The sequence below is a fragment of the Massilia haematophila genome (assembly GCF_042647645.1).
In the GTDB taxonomy this organism is placed as follows: domain Bacteria; phylum Pseudomonadota; class Gammaproteobacteria; order Burkholderiales; family Burkholderiaceae_D; genus Telluria; species Telluria haematophila.
In genome coordinates, this window is the sequence record NZ_JBHRVV010000001.1 from 2,603,968 (window position 1) to 2,619,206 (window position 15,239).

At 64.8% G+C, this 15,239-nt stretch carries 18 protein-coding genes; 7 read left to right on the top strand and 11 right to left on the bottom strand.

From position 1 onward, the window contains the following. The first annotated feature begins 100 nt into the window (after positions 1 to 100). From ACFOPH_RS11590 to ACFOPH_RS11610, 5 genes are all read left to right on the top strand, one after another. Entirely contained in the window at positions 101 to 1,660 is a 1,560-nt protein-coding gene (locus ACFOPH_RS11590) for an ATP-binding protein (protein WP_379735367.1), read from the top strand. Continuing rightward, on the top strand, positions 1,657 to 2,319 hold the full coding sequence (locus tag ACFOPH_RS11595; RefSeq protein WP_379735369.1) for a response regulator: 663 nt from the start codon (positions 1,657 to 1,659) through the stop codon (positions 2,317 to 2,319). Before ACFOPH_RS11590 ends, ACFOPH_RS11595 begins: the two co-directional genes overlap by 4 nt. Positions 2,320 to 2,402: 83 nt before the next feature. Then, positions 2,403 to 2,831, top strand: coding sequence for a hypothetical protein (locus tag ACFOPH_RS11600; protein ID WP_379735371.1), 429 nt, complete (start codon positions 2,403 to 2,405; stop codon positions 2,829 to 2,831). Between the two features lie 109 nt (positions 2,832 to 2,940). Next, entirely contained in the window at positions 2,941 to 3,402 is a 462-nt protein-coding gene (locus tag ACFOPH_RS11605) for a DUF421 domain-containing protein (RefSeq protein ID WP_312548877.1), read from the top strand. A gap of 233 nt (positions 3,403 to 3,635) precedes the next feature. Then, entirely contained in the window at positions 3,636 to 4,232 is a 597-nt protein-coding gene (locus tag ACFOPH_RS11610) for a CHRD domain-containing protein (RefSeq protein WP_379735373.1), read from the top strand. On the opposite strand, the gene gluQRS is transcribed toward ACFOPH_RS11610, so the two are convergent. Beyond that, positions 4,229 to 5,125 carry a tRNA glutamyl-Q(34) synthetase GluQRS gene (gluQRS, locus tag ACFOPH_RS11615; RefSeq protein WP_379735375.1) on the bottom strand — a complete coding sequence of 299 codons (897 nt, stop codon included), beginning with the start codon at positions 5,123 to 5,125 and terminating at the stop codon, positions 4,229 to 4,231. The genes ACFOPH_RS11610 and gluQRS overlap by 4 nt on opposite strands. A 48-nt stretch (positions 5,126 to 5,173) precedes the next feature. Next, a complete protein-coding gene (locus ACFOPH_RS11620; RefSeq protein WP_312548881.1) occupies positions 5,174 to 5,668 on the bottom strand; it encodes a nuclear transport factor 2 family protein in 495 nt (164 codons plus the stop codon). A 121-nt stretch (positions 5,669 to 5,789) separates the two neighbouring features. On the opposite strand from ACFOPH_RS11620, the gene ACFOPH_RS11625 reads away from it, so the two are divergent. Continuing rightward, positions 5,790 to 6,191 carry a hypothetical protein gene (locus ACFOPH_RS11625; RefSeq protein ID WP_312548882.1) on the top strand — a complete coding sequence of 134 codons (402 nt, stop codon included), beginning with the start codon at positions 5,790 to 5,792 and terminating at the stop codon, positions 6,189 to 6,191. Positions 6,192 to 6,225: 34 nt separating this feature from the next. Here ACFOPH_RS11625 and rnk read toward each other — a convergent pair whose 3' ends face one another. Then, complete coding sequence (gene rnk / locus ACFOPH_RS11630) at positions 6,226 to 6,633, bottom strand: nucleoside diphosphate kinase regulator (protein WP_379735377.1); 408 nt, start codon at positions 6,631 to 6,633, stop codon at positions 6,226 to 6,228. 126 nt (positions 6,634 to 6,759) lie between these two features. Then, on the bottom strand, positions 6,760 to 6,939 hold the full coding sequence (locus ACFOPH_RS11635) for a hypothetical protein (RefSeq protein WP_379735379.1): 180 nt from the start codon (positions 6,937 to 6,939) through the stop codon (positions 6,760 to 6,762). 284 nt (positions 6,940 to 7,223) lie between these two features. Between ACFOPH_RS11635 and ACFOPH_RS11640 the strand changes: the two genes are divergently transcribed. Beyond that, the gene (locus tag ACFOPH_RS11640; RefSeq protein ID WP_379732757.1) at positions 7,224 to 8,561 is read left to right on the top strand and encodes an IS4 family transposase; all 1,338 of its coding nucleotides are present in this window, start codon (positions 7,224 to 7,226) and stop codon (positions 8,559 to 8,561) included. Positions 8,562 to 8,606: 45 nt separating this feature from the next. Here the strand turns inward: ACFOPH_RS11640 and gltA are convergent, their stop codons facing one another. The 7 genes from gltA to ACFOPH_RS11675 form a co-directional block, all read right to left on the bottom strand. Then, entirely contained in the window at positions 8,607 to 9,908 is a 1,302-nt protein-coding gene (gene gltA, locus ACFOPH_RS11645) for a citrate synthase (RefSeq protein WP_313703276.1), read from the bottom strand. Positions 9,909 to 9,963: 55 nt separating this feature from the next. Then, a complete protein-coding gene (locus tag ACFOPH_RS11650) occupies positions 9,964 to 10,254 on the bottom strand; it encodes an FAD assembly factor SdhE (protein ID WP_379735381.1) in 291 nt (96 codons plus the stop codon). Positions 10,255 to 10,639: 385 nt separating this feature from the next. Further along, positions 10,640 to 11,350: a succinate dehydrogenase iron-sulfur subunit gene (locus ACFOPH_RS11655; RefSeq protein WP_312548890.1), complete on the bottom strand. Its 711-nt coding sequence runs from the start codon at positions 11,348 to 11,350 to the stop codon at positions 10,640 to 10,642. 62 nt (positions 11,351 to 11,412) lie between these two features. Continuing rightward, positions 11,413 to 13,191 (bottom strand): succinate dehydrogenase flavoprotein subunit, encoded by a 1,779-nt coding sequence (gene sdhA, locus ACFOPH_RS11660; protein ID WP_312548891.1) that lies wholly within the window; start codon positions 13,189 to 13,191, stop codon positions 11,413 to 11,415. Positions 13,192 to 13,193: 2 nt separating this feature from the next. After that, positions 13,194 to 13,562 carry a succinate dehydrogenase, hydrophobic membrane anchor protein gene (gene sdhD / locus ACFOPH_RS11665; protein ID WP_312548893.1) on the bottom strand — a complete coding sequence of 123 codons (369 nt, stop codon included), beginning with the start codon at positions 13,560 to 13,562 and terminating at the stop codon, positions 13,194 to 13,196. Positions 13,563 to 13,564: 2 nt separating this feature from the next. Further along, positions 13,565 to 13,987 (bottom strand): succinate dehydrogenase, cytochrome b556 subunit, encoded by a 423-nt coding sequence (sdhC, locus tag ACFOPH_RS11670; RefSeq protein WP_312548894.1) that lies wholly within the window; start codon positions 13,985 to 13,987, stop codon positions 13,565 to 13,567. 413 nt (positions 13,988 to 14,400) lie between these two features. Further along, positions 14,401 to 15,168, bottom strand: a complete 768-nt coding sequence (locus tag ACFOPH_RS11675) for a GntR family transcriptional regulator (protein WP_312548896.1) — start codon at positions 15,166 to 15,168, stop codon at positions 14,401 to 14,403. Positions 15,169 to 15,239 lie beyond the last annotated feature (71 nt).

Genomic DNA, 15,239 nt, shown 5'->3' on the forward strand with positions numbered 1-15,239 from the left:
CAACGCCCTCGCCAACCCGGCGCAGGGCGTTTTTCCTTGTGATGACCTGGACCGCGGCTTCGCCTAGAATGGGGTGCTTTCAATCCGCCCTGGCGCCTCCTTGAAGATCTCGATCGGCCTTCGCCTGTTTATCTCGGTCCTGTTGGCCATCCTGGCCGTGGCGGCCAGCGCCGTCTGGCTGCTGCGCCAGAACGTACTGGAGAGCTTCGGCGTCTATGCGACCGAGATCGAACTCGACCGACTGACGGAACTGAACGCCGACCTGGCGCGACGCTATGCCGCCCACGGCGGCTGGGGCTTCGTTCCGTCCGGGGACAAACGCGGCTGGATCGCGGCCGAACTGGGCAGGCTGAAAGACGCACGCACAGCGCGCCCCGACGTCGCTCCGGCAGCCGCCCCGCGTCCGCCCGCACCGGCGCCACGGCCTGCCGGCCCGGCTGCCGCTTTCCCCCACACCTCACCTGTCCCGCCGCCTCCACCCGCCCTGCCCGCCCTGCCCGCCCTGCCCGCGCCGCCGGCCCCGCCTTTGCCGCCGCTGCCGCCCCCGGCGCCTGGAATCGACGGCATGCCGTCCAGCCTCGACCGGCGCATCGCCCTGCTCGACGCGCAGGGCCGGTGGCTCGCGGGCCAGCAGCCGGGCGCCTTGCCGCTGGCGCGCCGCCCGATCCTGGTCGATGGCCGCACGGCGGGCTTCCTGGCGGTCGCGCCCGCGGCCGGGCCGACCGATGCCCTGGCTGACGCTTTCCTGGAGCAGCTGCGCGCCAGCCTGTGGCCGATCTCCGCCGCGGCCGTCATCCTGAGCGCGCTTGCCGCCACCTTCCTGGCCGCCCACTTCCGGCGTCCGATCGGGCGCCTGGCCGAGGGCGCGCGCGCGCTCGCCGAAGGCCGCTTCGAGACCCGTCTGCCGCAGGACCGCAGCGACGAGCTGGGCGAACTGGCGGGCCACTTCAACATGCTGGCCGGCCGCCTGGCCAGCGCGGAAGCGGCGCGCCGCCAGTGGGTGGCCGACACCTCGCACGAGCTGCGCACGCCGCTGGCGGTGCTGCGCGCCCAGCTCGAGGCGGTCCAGGACGGCGTGCGCAGCGCCGACCCGGCCCACGTCGGAGCGATGCTGCGCCAGGTGCTGGCCCTGAACCGCCTGATCGACGAGCTGTACACGCTGGCGCGCGCCGACGTCGGCGCGCTCGACCTGCGGCGCGAACCCGTCGATTTGTGGCAGCTCGCGCTCCAGGAAGCCCAGGCCTACGGCGAGCGTTTCGCCGCGGCCGGCCTGGCGCTCGACGTCAAGCCCGCGCCGGCGCGGGCGACGGTCGCGGCCGATCCGGACCGGATGCGCCAAGTGCTGCGCAACCTGCTGGAAAACAGCTTGCGCTACACCGCGGCCGGTGGCCGGGTGGCGCTGTCGGCGCGCATCGAAGGGGACAGCCTGCAGCTGATGCTCGACGACAGCGCGCCCGGCGTACCGGAAGATGCCCTGGCGCGCCTGGGCGAACGCTTCTACCGCGTCGACACCTCGCGCAGCCGCGCCGGCGGCGGGGCCGGGCTGGGACTGGCGCTGTGCCTGCGCCTGGTCGAGGCGCAAGGCGGCAGCCTGCGGCTCGCGCACTCGCCGCTCGGCGGCCTGCGCGCCACGCTGTCGTTCGCGCTGGAGGGGCCATGAGCGCCGCGATCTACATCGTCGAGGACGAACCGGCGCTGGCCGAGCTGATGGCCGACTACGTCCGCGCCGCCGGCTGGGTCCCGACCGTGTTCGGCGACGGCGCGCTGGCCCTGGCTGCGATCCGTGCCAATCCCCCGGCCCTGATCGTGCTCGACCTGATGCTGCCCGGACTCGACGGCCTGGCCCTGTGCCGCGCCGTGCGCGAGCATTCCGACCTGCCGATCATCATGGTGACGGCAAGGGTCGAGGAGATCGACCGCCTGCTGGGCCTGGAGCTGGGCGCCGACGATTACCTGTGCAAGCCGTTCAGCCCGCGCGAACTGGTGGCGCGCATCAAGGCCATCCTGCGCCGCGCGCGGACAGAGGCGCAGGAGCAGATCCTTGCCATCGACGCCGCTGGCCGCCGCGCCCTCGTGCGCGGCGCGCCACTCGACCTGACGCCGAGCGAATTCGACCTGCTGGCGGCGCTGGCGCGGCGCCCCGGCCAGGTGTTCTCGCGCGCGCAGCTGTTGGAATTGGCCTATCAGGACAGGCTCGACGTCCACGACCGCGCGGTCGACAGCCACATCAAGAACCTGCGGCGCAAGATCGAGGCGCTGGCGCCGGGGCTCGATCCGATCGTCTCGGTCTACGGCGTCGGCTACCGCTTCGAACTGTAGTCTCCATTTTTCCTCCACATTTCGCGCGCACCATGGCTGTGTGGCGCGACGCCCGCTCGCGCCGGACCGAAGGAGGAAACATCATGCATATTCGTTTACTTGTCCCGCCCCTGTTCCTGGCCCTGCTGTGCACCGCCGGCGCCGGCAAAGCGGCAGTGCGCATCGACTGCCGGCCGGCAGGCAGCGGCCCTTGTGTTGCACCGCCCGCGCCTCCCGCACCGCCGGCCCCTCCAGCACCGCCGCCCGTGCCTGCCGCACCTCTTCCCGGCAGCATGACAACGGCGATCGCACCGCCGCCGCCGCCCGCGCTTCCCACGCTGCCCGCACCGCCGGCGCCGCCAGCGCCACCGCCCTTGCCCGACATCCCCGCACAAGCGCACGCCGCCTGCGCCGGCAAGGCAAACGGCAGCGCGGTCACGGTCCAGCTGACCCCGGGCGAGACGATGAGCGGCCGCTGCGAGCGCGTCGACGGGAAAGCCGTTTTCCGGCTGCGCAGCTACCGCCACGACTGAGCGGACGAACGGGCATGTGGCGCCCGGCATTGCCGCGGCCGAAGCGGGCGGCATCTTGTTGCCGGCTTGATTAGAATGAGCCCATCAGTTTGTCATTGCCGGAGGTCTTATGTTCGACATGGATTTGCCGTGGTGGGAATTCATCGTGCGCGGGGCGGTCGTCTACCTGGTGCTGCTGGTGATGGTGCGCCTCTCGGGCCGGCGCACGGTCGGGCAGTTCACGCCCTTCGACCTGATCGTCATGCTGCTGCTGTCGGAAGCGGTGTCGAACTCGATGACCGGCGGCGACAATTCGCTCGGCGGCGGCCTGATCATCGCGGCCACGCTGCTGGCGCTGAACACGCTGGTGGCCATGCTGTCGGCGAACAGCCGCGGCATGGCCAAGGTGCTGGACGGCACCGCGGTCCTGATCGGGCGCGACGGCCAGTTCTTCGACAAGATCGTGCGGCGCTGCCACATCACCGAGGCCGACCTCGAACAGGCCCTGCGCGCGGCGGACTGCCCGCGCCACGACATGCAAACGGCCTTCCTGGAAGCCGACGGCGACATCACGATCCAGAAGAAAAAGTAGCGGCCTAGTCTGAGGAAACATGATTCGGTTTTTCGGCATTTGCTGCCAAAATTGAATCATGATCCAAGCAGTCCTGCATCGTTTCACTGCTGCGGTAACATTCCCGGCCGAGCCAATTGTTCAGTAGCCAGTGCCCATCCGTATGGTGTGGTCCCCCTCCATCCAGCGTGCTAGTTTTTTGTGCAGCGTCACGTCGTGGCGCGTTGGATTCTTTCCTGATCAGGAGGTCTACCATGAAACGCAGCTTGACCATACTTGCACTGGCCGCGGCCGCGGCCTGCGCGCCGGTCCTGGCGCAGGCCCAGACCATCATCAAGGCGACCGCCAGCGGCCCGGGCGAAAGCCCGCCGAACGGCTCGCCCGGCTCGAGCGTGGCCACGTTCGAACTCGACGGCACCATCCTGCGCGCCGAAGTGCCGTTCCGCGACCTGCTCAGCGACACCGTCGCGGCCCACATCCACTGCTGCACGACGGCGTCGTTCACCGGCGTGGCGCCGGTCGCGCTGCCCTTCGTCGACTTCCCGCTCGGCGTCAGCGGCGGGCTGTACACCCACGCCTTCGACCTGAGCGACGCCAGCGTCTACGATCCGGCCTTCCTGGCCGCGTACAACGGCACGCCGCAGTCGGCGAGCGCCGCGCTGATCGACGCCATCAACGCCAGCGAGGCCTACCTCAACATCCACACCAACCGCTATCCGCAAGGGGAAATCCGCGGCTTCATGGTCGCCGCGCCGATTCCGGAGCCGGCAACCTGGGGCATGCTGGGGATGGGCCTGGCGAGCCTGGGGATGATGGCGCGCCGCCGCCGGGCCCAGGCGCCGGACAACTAGGGGCGCACCTCCCGCTCGGCCAGCAGCGCTGACCAGGCGGGAATCGCCGCACGCCAGAAGCTGGCGAGCGTATCGGGGCGTTCGAGGGGCAGGCCGAGGAAACGCGCGGCCTCGAGCAGGGCCTGTACCGCCGCCGGCTCGTCGCCGGGCAGGACCGCCAGCGCGCCGGTCTGCTTCGACAGCTTCTCGCCGTCGGCATTGCGCACCACCGGCACGTGCAGGTAGCGCGGCGTCGGCACCCCGAGCAGGCGCTGCAGGTAGATCTGGCGCGCGGTCGAGTCGATCAAGTCGGCGCCGCGCACGATGTCGGTCACGCCCTGGTCGGCGTCGTCGACCACCACCGCCAGCTGGTAGGCCCAGTAACCGTCGGCACGCTTCAGGACGAAGTCGCCGGCCTCCAGGGCCAGGTGCTGGGTCAGCGTCCCCATGAAGCGGTCGGTGAAGGTGATCGCATCCTGGCCCGCGTCCGGCACCCGCAGGCGCAGGCTGCGCATGCCGCGGCCCTCGGGCAGGCCGGCGCGGCAGGTGCCCGGATAAATCGCGGCGCCGTCGGGCGCAACGCCGAGTCGCGAGTCGATGATCTCGCGGCGGTTGCACCCGCAGGGATAGGCGAGGCTGCCGAGGCGGTCGGCGGCGTCCTGGTAGCGCTGCTTGCGGCGGCTCTGCCAGACCACTTCGCCGTCGGCATGCATGCCGAGCGAATCGAGCAGCGCCAGGATCGCCGTGTCGGCGCCAGGCACGCTGCGGCCTTCGTCGATGTCCTCGATGCGCACCAGCCACTGGCCGTGGTGGGCGCGCGCGTCGAGGTAGCTGGCCAGCGCCGCCACCAGCGAACCGGCATGCAGCGGTCCGGTGGGCGATGGCGCGAAACGGCCGATATAGGTGTTGCTCACGTGTGGAACAGGATGCGTTTTACAGGGGCATCACGATACCACAGGGGTTCAGCGCCGGCTTTCCTTCCAGCCGTCCTTGGCCTCGAAATCCTTGATCAGGCGTGTCACCTGCCCGCCCACCTCGTTCGGCACCGCCATCGACAGCTGGTAGTGCACGATCTCGAAGCTGTCGCCCTTGCGCCGCATGACGCCGCTGGCCTGGCAGACGCCCATCTGGGTGTCGAGCAGCTCGTCGAACCAGACCATCGATCCGTCGTCGGAGGCGTAGACGTGGCGCTTGATGGCCTTGAAGGCCCAGGCCGACTTGCGCTTGAAATAGGGACGCGCCCAGGCCTTGAATTCGTCGCGCCGCCAGCGCTCGGTCTTGTCGGTGCCGATGTAGATGCCGTCCTTCGCGATCTTGTCGAAGTAGCTCATGCGCGCATGGGCCGCGTCGTCGTGCCAGCGGTCGACGAAGGCATCGACCTGGCGCTTCAGGTGCGGGTCCGCATGGGCGGTCATCATGGAGAACAGCAGACAGCAGGCGAGCAGCAGGCGTTTCATGGACATGTTCCGTTGACTGAAAGTGTCGATTGTACACAGCAGCATGTAACCGAATGTACAAACCACCACATGCAGTCGATGTTCGTGTACATTTGCCAACGTCCTTCCGATTCAGCCAACCATGCGCCGACCTGCCGTTTGCCTGTTCTGCCTTGCCATTGCCGCCCTCCCCGTCCAGGCGGCGCAGCCTGCCTCGGCGTCCATCCCCGTCGAATCCGAACTGAGCGGAGCGAAGAAACCGGAACTGCCGGCATCGGCGCCGCTGCGCGCGCGTATCGATGACGACGCCATTCGCAAGGCCGTCAGGGCGACGCTGGACGAAGCCAGGGAGCATCCACGCCAGGTCGACGGCGACACCATCAGCGGCACGCCCTACGAGGAGTTCGGGCGCGAATTTTCGGAAGCTAAGGTGCCCGACTGCCTGCATCCGGATGGCCTGAAGCGGCAGCCGACCTTCTTCCTGGGCGGCCTGCTGGCCTTGCCCTTCGTGGCGGTGGCGAAGATCCGCGGCAAGTGTCGCTAAAGCCGCCGCGCAATCCGCCGCCGCTCAAACAAACTCAGCGGTGCAATTCGCCCGCGCGTTCCGGCTGGTAGACGATGTCGAGCACGCGCACCTGGAAGGCGCCGCCGTCGGGACGTTTCCACTCGATGCTGTCGCCCACCTTCAGGCCGAGCAGCGCATTGCCGACCGGGGTCAGCACCGACAGTTTGTCGGCCGCGCCGTTCACGTCCTTCGGATAGGCCAGCTGCATGTCGAACTCCTCGGCCTGGCCGTCGAGCACGAAGCGCACGCGCGAATTCATGGTGACGACATTCGGCGGGATCTCCTGCGGCTCCACCATGTCGGCGCGCGACAGTTCCTCCAGCAGGTTCGCGCAGTTGTCGGCCTGGGCCGCCGGCAGCGAATCGATCAGCGCCTCCAGGCGCTCCATGTCCAGCGACGATACGATGATGTTCGGTCTCATGTTCTAACTCCAGTGTGTGTGGCCGCATCCATGGCGGCCGGATAAGGGAAACGTACCCGCAGGCGCGGGCAAAGGTCGATACGAGGGAGAGGCTCGGGAGGACGGGTGGCGTGGCGCCGACCGGGTTTATCCTCGCCGAGCCCCGGAGAGCCAGGCGAGATTTCGCGCGAAGCGCTGCACCGCGCGCGCGGCCATGATCGCGCGCTCGGACGGCGCGCGGGAAGAACGATCGAAACGAACGGGCACGCAAAGACCTCCCTCGTTCAGGGGCGAACCGCAATGCTGGCAATTGCTCAGTTGGTTCATGGTCTTTGACTTTCGTAGGGTGGGCTCTTGAGCCCACGCGGTACAACGCATGCGGTGTCGAACAAGGTGTAGGATCCGGCTTTGCGTAGGGTGGGTTCTCGAACCCACCTCCCACAACGCGTGCGATTCGATCAGCCGCACAAGAGCCCAGTATATCCCCCCTGCCCATTCCGTCAACACCACCCGTGCCGGCTTGACAATAAAAAAGCGGGCCGCAGCCTAATGCCGGTCACTTAAGGCATTGACCAGTCGGCGGTTTGAGCTAAAACGGATTCACGATCAACGTGAATCCGTTTTTTATTATGGCTCTCCAACTTGACCTGGACTATGCGGCTGAGCTGGCACCGCATGAGTTTGAACGCTTCGCCAGCCTGATCGATCCAGCCTGGATCGACGAAGCCTTGCAGCAGACCAGGACAGTGTCATTGCGGCGGCGGCGCTTGCCGGCCGAACGCATGGTCTGGCTGGTCATCGGCCTGGCTCTGTTTCGCAATGAACCGATCTGGCATATCGTCCAGCAGCTCGATTTGGCCGAGGGCCCGACACCCAGTGCTCCCGTGCCCAGTGCTGCTGTAGCAGGGCGAGAGCGCCTTGGTGAGGCACCGATGGCATGGTTGTTCGAACGCTTGGCAAGCTGCTGGGGGAGCACTGCCATACCTGAACAAGGGCTGTTTCATGGGTTGCGCAGTTACGCCGTCGACGGCGTGGTGTGGTCGCTGCCCGACACACCAGCCAACGGTGAAAAGTTTGGCCGAGGCTCGAACGCGCATTGCAAAGGCGCTTGGCCACAATTGCGCGCAGTCTGCTTGATGGACACCTACACTCACCTGATCCGCGCTGCCGAGTTTGGCGACTATGGCACCTCAGAGCTGAGCTTTGCCAAATCACTAATGCATAAGGTGCCAGATGGATCGTTGACGATCTTCGATCGTGCCTATCTCTCGGCAACCCTTCTTCTGGACTGGCAGCAGGCAGGTGAGCAAAGACATTGGCTCATGCGGGCTAGAAGCGGATTGCGTTATGAAGTGGTCTGCCAGTTTGCCCCTGACGACTGCCTGGTGAGTTTCGAGGTATCCCAGCAGGCACGCAAGCAGCGACCGGATTTGCCATCGCATTGGCAAGCACGACTCATTACCTGCATGGTTGGTGGAGAGCGCCGGCAGTACCTTACCTCTCTGTGGGACGCGCACCGTTTTCCAGCGCGTGAGATCGTTGCGCACTACATGCAGCGCTGGGAGATCGAATTGGGTTTCAGGGAAATCAAACAAGGCATGCAGAAGAATGCGACGACACTGCGCAGCAAGTTGCCTGCGCTGGTACGCCAGGAAGTATGGGGCACGCTCATCGCCTACAACCTGCTGCGCCATGAAATTGCCCAAATGGCCGATGAACTACACGTACCGCCACAACGCCTAAGCTTCCAGTGGCTGGCCCTGGCCATTACCACGGCCCTGTACCACTGGCCTCTGCAAACGCCTGGCACCTTCCCCAAGCGTCTGGCACTGCTACGCGAGCAGGCACGCGCCTATCTCTTGCCAGAACGTCGAACGCGGTCCTATCCCAGAGTCGTCAAACAGTGCAGATCCAAGTTTCCAATGAAAAATGCCAGTCAGCTTAACTGACTGGCATTAGGCCGCAGCCCGCTTCCTGATGACGCAGCGTGAAAATCAGCGCTTGTCCATGGCCGGCACGTCACGCACCGGCGAACCGACGAACAGCTGGCGCGGACGGCCGATCTTCTGTTCCGGATCGGCAATCATTTCGTTCCACTGCGCAATCCAGCCGATCGTACGGGCCATTGCGAAGATACCGGTGAACAGCGAGACCGGGATGCCCAGGGCCGACTGCACGATGCCCGAGTAGAAGTCGACGTTCGGGTACAGCTTGCGCGACACGAAGTATTCGTCTTCCAGGGCGATGCGTTCCAGTTCCATGGCCAGCTTGAACAGCGGGTCGTCCTGCAGGCCCAGTTCGTTCAGCACTTCGTGGCAGGTTTCGCGCATTAGCTTGGCGCGCGGGTCGAAGTTCTTGTAGACGCGGTGACCGAAGCCCATCAGCTTCACGCCCGAGTTCTTGTCCTTGACCTTCTCGATGAAGGCCGGGATGTTCTCGACCGAGCCGATTTCCTTCAGCATGGTCAGTGCGGCTTCGTTCGCACCGCCGTGGGCAGGGCCCCACAGGCAGGCGATGCCGGCGGCGATACAGGCGAACGGGTTCGCGCCCGACGAACCGGCCAGGCGGACGGTCGAGGTCGATGCGTTCTGCTCGTGGTCGGCGTGCAGGATCAGGATGCGGTCCAGAGCGCGCACCAGCACGTCGTTGACCTTGTACTCTTCGCACGGGTTGGCGAACATCATGTACATGAAGTTGGCGCTGTACGACAGGTCGTTGCGCGGGTACACGAACGGCTGGCCGATCGAGTACTTGTAGGCCATCGCGACCAGGGTCGGCATCTTGGCGATCAGGCGGATCGCGGAGATTTCGCGCTGTTCCGGATCGTTGATGTCGAGCGAGTCGTGGTAGAACGAGGCCAGGGCGCCGACGGTGCCGACCAGCACCGACATCGGGTGCGCGTCGCGGCGGAAGCCGCGGAAGAAGAAGTTCATCTGCTCGTGAATCATCGTGTGACGGGTCACGGTGTTCTCGAACTTGGCCTTCTGCTCGGCGTTCGGCAGTTCGCCGTTCAGCAGCAGGTAGCAGGTTTCCAGGAAGTCGCAGTTCACTGCCAGCTGTTCGATCGGGTAGCCGCGGTACAGCAGCTCGCCCTTGTCACCGTCGATGTAGGTGATGCTCGAATTGCACGAGGCAGTCGACATGAAGCCAGGATCATAGGTGAACTTGCCGGTCTGGCCGTACAGCTTGCGGATGTCGATGACGTCCGGGCCGATCGAGCCTTTGTAAATCGGCATGTCGACCGATGGGCTGCCGTCCGAGAACGACAGTGTGGCTTTGGTATCAGAGATATTCATGGCACTTCCTTCTTGGGAGTGGATCTACAAAATATAAAACGAAACCGGGTTTCGCTTACGCTTCGCGCAGGCGCGCCACCAGGGCGCGCACATGCGGCAGGTCGACGTCCCCTTCGGGCTCGGCGCGGCCCAGCAGCAGGTCCATCAGCGGATTGTCCGCCAGGTCCAGCAAGCGGGTCAGCGCATCGACCTCTTCGTCGGTCAGCTCCTCTTCGTGCGCATCCAGGAAGCGCGTGAGGATCAGATCGTTCTCGAGCAATCCCCGGCGTGCACGCCAGCGCAGGCGGGCACGGTTGGTGGGGTCGGATTGATGCGTGATGTGCTGCGGGTTTTGCTGTGCTTTCACACTAGAGTCCCTTGTTGGGTCAACACTATACTCCGGCTGCCGTCATTCGGCAGTACCGTATTTCTACTGTATTTATGACAATACAATGGGCGCAATCAGGCGGAGGATATCCGATTTTTGCGACGCGGGACGGACGCTTGACTGTTCGCCCTGCTTGTTACCTACACGGACGGATGTGTCCGATTGCACGCGCAATGGTGCGCTTGCTTCGTACCGCGTGGGTTCAAGAACCCACCCTACGATGCGTGGCGGATCTACCGCTGGCTGAACGCGTGGGCAGGAGACCTGCCCACCCTACGGTTCCGTTGCCGGGGTTCGTAGGGTGGGTTCTCGAACCCACCGCTCCACGGCCGGCAATACGGCGCCGGCCGCAGCAGCCAGGACCTTAGATCGCCCGGCGAACCAGCAATTCCTTGATCTTGCCGATTGCCTTGTTCGGGTTCAGGCCCTTCGGGCAGACGTCCGTGCAGTTCATGATCGAGTGGCAGCGGAACAGGCGGTACGGGTCTTCCAGGTTGTCCAGGCGCTCGTTGGTGGCTTCGTCGCGCGAGTCGGCGATGAAGCGGTAGGCCTGCAGCAGGCCGGCCGGACCGACGAACTTGTCCGGGTTCCACCAGAACGACGGGCAGGAAGTCGAGCAGCAGGCGCACAGGATGCACTCGTACAGGCCGTCGAGCTCTTCGCGCTCTTCCGGCGACTGCAGGCGTTCCTTCTCCGGCTTGATCGAGTCGTTGATCAGGAACGGCTTGATCGAGTGATACTGCTTGAAGAAGTTGGTCATGTCGACGATCAGGTCGCGCACCACCGGCAGGCCCGGCAGAGGACGCAGCACGATCGGCTGGCTCAGCTCGTTCAGGTTGGTGGTGCAGGCCAGGCCGTTCTTGCCGTTGATGTTCATCGCGTCCGAACCGCAGACGCCTTCGCGGCAGGAGCGGCGCAGGGCCAGCGAGTCGTCGACGTCGGACTTGATGCGCTGCAGTGCGTCGAGCAGCATCTTGTCGGTGTCTTTCAATTCGACGGTGACGTCTTGCATGTAAGGCTTCGTATCCTTGTCCGGATCGTAGCGGTAGATCTTCAGGTGGACTGTGCGTGCCATGTTTTACCTATCTAGTCAGGACGGGAGCTTGTGCCCCGTCCTCATCAATAATGTTGCGTGGATCAGAACGTACGTGGCTTCGGTTTGAAGGTATCGACCGTCAGCGGCTTGGTCACGACCGGCTTGTAGTCGAGACGGTTGCCTTCCGAGTAGAACAGGGTGTGCTTCATCCAGTTCTGGTCGTCGCGTTCCGGGAAGTCGCTGTGGGCGTGGGCGCCGCGCGATTCCTTGCGCGCCGCTGCCGAGACGATGGTCGCCTTGGCCACTTCGATCAGGTTGTCCAGCTCGATCGCTTCGATGCGGGCGGTGTTGAACACCTTCGACTTGTCCTTGAACGAGACGTGCTTGCGGCGCTCGTCGAGCTTCATGATTTCCCTGACGCCCTGGTCCATCAGTTCCTGGGTACGGAACACGCCGCAGTATTTCTGCATCGTGGCGCGGATGTCGTTGGCGACGTGCTGCACCTTTTCGCCGCCGGTCGAGGTTTCCTGGCGGTTCAGGCGGTCCAGCGCGTAGTCGGCGAAGTCCTTCGGCAGCGCGCGGTTGCCCTGCGCCTTCAGGTTCTGGCCGACGATGTGGTTGCCGGCGGCGCGGCCGAAGACGACCAGGTCGAGCAGCGAGTTGGTGCCCAGGCGGTTCGCGCCGTGCACCGAGACGCACGAGCATTCGCCGATCGCGTACAGGCCGTTGACGACCTTCTGGCCGCCGGTGCCGTCAGGGGTGACGACCTGGCCGTGGATGTTGGTCGGGATGCCGCCCATCTGGTAGTGGATGGTCGGGACGACCGGGATCGGTTCCTTGGTCGCGTCGACGTTGGCGAACTTGTGGCCGATCTCGAGAATCGACGGCAGGCGCTTCTTGATGGTGTCGGCGCCGATGTGACGCAGGTCGAGCAGGACGTGGTCCTTGTTCGGGCCGACGCCGCGGCCTTCCTTGATCTCCTGGTCCATCGAGCGCGAGACGAAGTCGCGCGGCGCCAGGTCCTTCAGGGTCGGCGCATAGCGCTCCATGAAGCGCTCGCCGTTCGAGTTGATCAGGATGCCGCCTTCGCCGCGCACGCCTTCCGTGATCAGCACGCCCGCGCCGGCCACGCCGGTCGGGTGGAACTGCCAGAACTCCATGTCCTGCAGCGGGATGCCGGCGCGCGCCGCCATGCCCAGGCCGTCGCCGGTGTTGATGAAGGCGTTGGTCGACGCGGCGAAGATACGGCCGGCGCCGCCGGTGGCGAAGATGGTGGTCTTCGCCTGCAGCATCATGACGTCGCCGGTTTCCATTTCGAGGGCGACCACGCCCAGCACGTCGCCGTCGGCGTTGCGGACCAGGTCCAGGGCCTGCCATTCGACGAAGAAGTGGGTGCGCGAACGGACGTTACGCTGGTACAGGGTGTGCAGCAGGGCGTGGCCGGTACGGTCGGCGGCCGCGCAGGCGCGCTGCACCGGCTTCTCGCCGAAGTTGGCGGTGTGGCCGCCGAACGGACGCTGGTAGATGGTGCCGTCCGGATTGCGGTCGAACGGCATGCCGAAGTGTTCCAGCTCGTAGACGACCTTCGGTGCTTCGCGGCACATGAATTCGATGGCGTCCTGGTCCCCCAGGTAGTCCGAGCCCTTGACGGTGTCGAACATGTGCCAGTACCAGTCGTCTTCGCTCATGTTGCCCAGCGAAGCGCCGATGCCGCCCTGCGCCGCCACGGTGTGCGAACGGGTCGGGAACACCTTCGACAGCACGGCCACGTTCAGGCCGGCTTCGGTCAGTTGCAGTGCGGCGCGCAGGCCGGAACCACCGGCGCCAACGATGACCACATCGAATTGACGGGTGGGGATTGCAGTATTGATTGCTGCCACGATTACACGCTCCAGAGAATTTGCACAGTCCACACGGCGTAGGCAATCAGCACGAGCACGGTGGCGATCTGCAGGGCCAGCTTGATGCCGGCCGGTTTGACGTAGTCCATCCAGATGTCACGGACGCCCACCCACACGTGGTAGAACAGGCCGAAGAAGGTGACAGCCGTGAAGAGCTTGAACCACTGGCGCGAGAACAGCGAAGCCCAGCCTTCGTAGGTGAAATTCTGTGCGGTCAGGAAGGTGCCCAGCAGGATGACGGTGTAGACCACCATCACGATCGCGGTGACGCGTTGCGCCAGCCAGTCCTTGACGCCGTAGTGTGCGCCGACGACGAGGCGGCGCGGGCCGATATTATTCTTGGTTGCCATGATTAGAATACTCCAAACAGTTTCAGGCCGACGATCAGGGTCAGCGCCAGGCTGATGACCAGCACCCAGCGTGCGGTCTTCTGCGCCGCGTCCTTGTCCAGGGCCATGTGGTTGTCCATGAACAGGTGGCGGATGCCGGCGGTGAAGTGGTGCAGGTAGGCCCAGGACAGGCCGAGCAGGATGATCTTGACGAAGACGTTGTCGACCACACCGGCGAAGTGGGCGAAGGAAATCTCCGAGCGCAGGCTTTCCTGCAGCAGGTAGAGCAGGAAAGGCAGCATCAGGAACATGGCGAACCCGCTGATGCGGTGCAGGATCGACACAATCGCCGAGGGCGGCTGGCGATAGTTCATCGTGATGTCGGTAATGTTGACATTACGAATCGGCTGCCCCCTCTTTTGCTGCTTTGTTATGGCTTCGGACATACAACACCTCCTTAACTGACAAAATTTAAATAACCCTTAATTTTCGCCGATTTTTTGATCCGCACCAATAACCGAAGCCCGATTATCAGGATGCAGCGCGAGGAACAGGGTTTTGTTCGGCGCTTTCTCCAAACCAACATATTTTAATCGCATGAAGCGATTGCTGCCGGGACCGACCTGGCCCTGGCAAATTCCTTCGCGGCGCCCCGTAGGGTGGGCACTCCGTGCCCACGCGTTACGTGCGCCGGCACGCTCGGGCGGCGGTCACATCACATCCGTTCGCGGCGCCGGGACCGTGATCGGGGCATCCCCGCACCGCTGCGGGTTTGCCATTTGTACGAATCGTCGTTGGGCCAACAATGATCCCCGTTCCGCGTGGGCACGGGTGCCCACCCTACGAAAACCGCTACGCCTTACGACAACTCGTTCTGGTAATGATGCTTCGCGGTCAGATACAATCCGCGCCGCAATTCCACTGCCTTGTCGCCATAGGTGAACGAGACCCGGTCCGCGCACAGCAGCGGGGTGCCTTCGGCCACCTGCAAATACTCCGCGGCCGCGCTGTCGGCGCCGACCGCGCGAATCTTCTCGGTCGCGCGGATCATGCGCGTGCCGAATTCGGATTCGAACAATCCATACATGGGACCCTTGTACTCGACCAGGCGTTCCGCGGTCAGCCCCTTGAACAGCTGGCCCGGCAGCCACAGCTCTTCCAGGATCGTCGGCGCGCCGTCGAAGGACTGGACGCGCTTGATGTAGACCACGGCGTCGCCCGACTTCAGCTCGAGCAAACGGGCGACCTCGGCCGGCGCACGGATGCGCTTGACCTCGACGATGCGGTTGTCGGGATGGTGGGGAACGCCCTCGTCGGGCATCAGTTTGAGGAAACGGAAGTGGGCGCGCTCTTCGTGGTGGGTGGCAACGAAGGTGCCCTTCCCTTGCCGGCGCACGACCAGGTTTTCGGCCGCGAGCTCATCGATCGCCTTGCGCACCGTGCCCTGGCTGACCTTGAAGCGGGCTGCCAGTTCGACTTCGCTGGGCATCAGTTCGCCGGGCTTCCACTCGCCCGCTTGCAGGCTCTGGGTGATCAGCGCCTTGATTTGCTGGTACAGCGGGCGGAACGAAGGCGAGCCGTTGCCGCTTGTGCCGTCGCTGGGCGGGTTGGACGAGACAGGATTCATAGACCGCGATTTCACCACAAAAGCACTGCCCCGTCCAGTGTATGCATGGCAATGACATGTGTCTTATATAA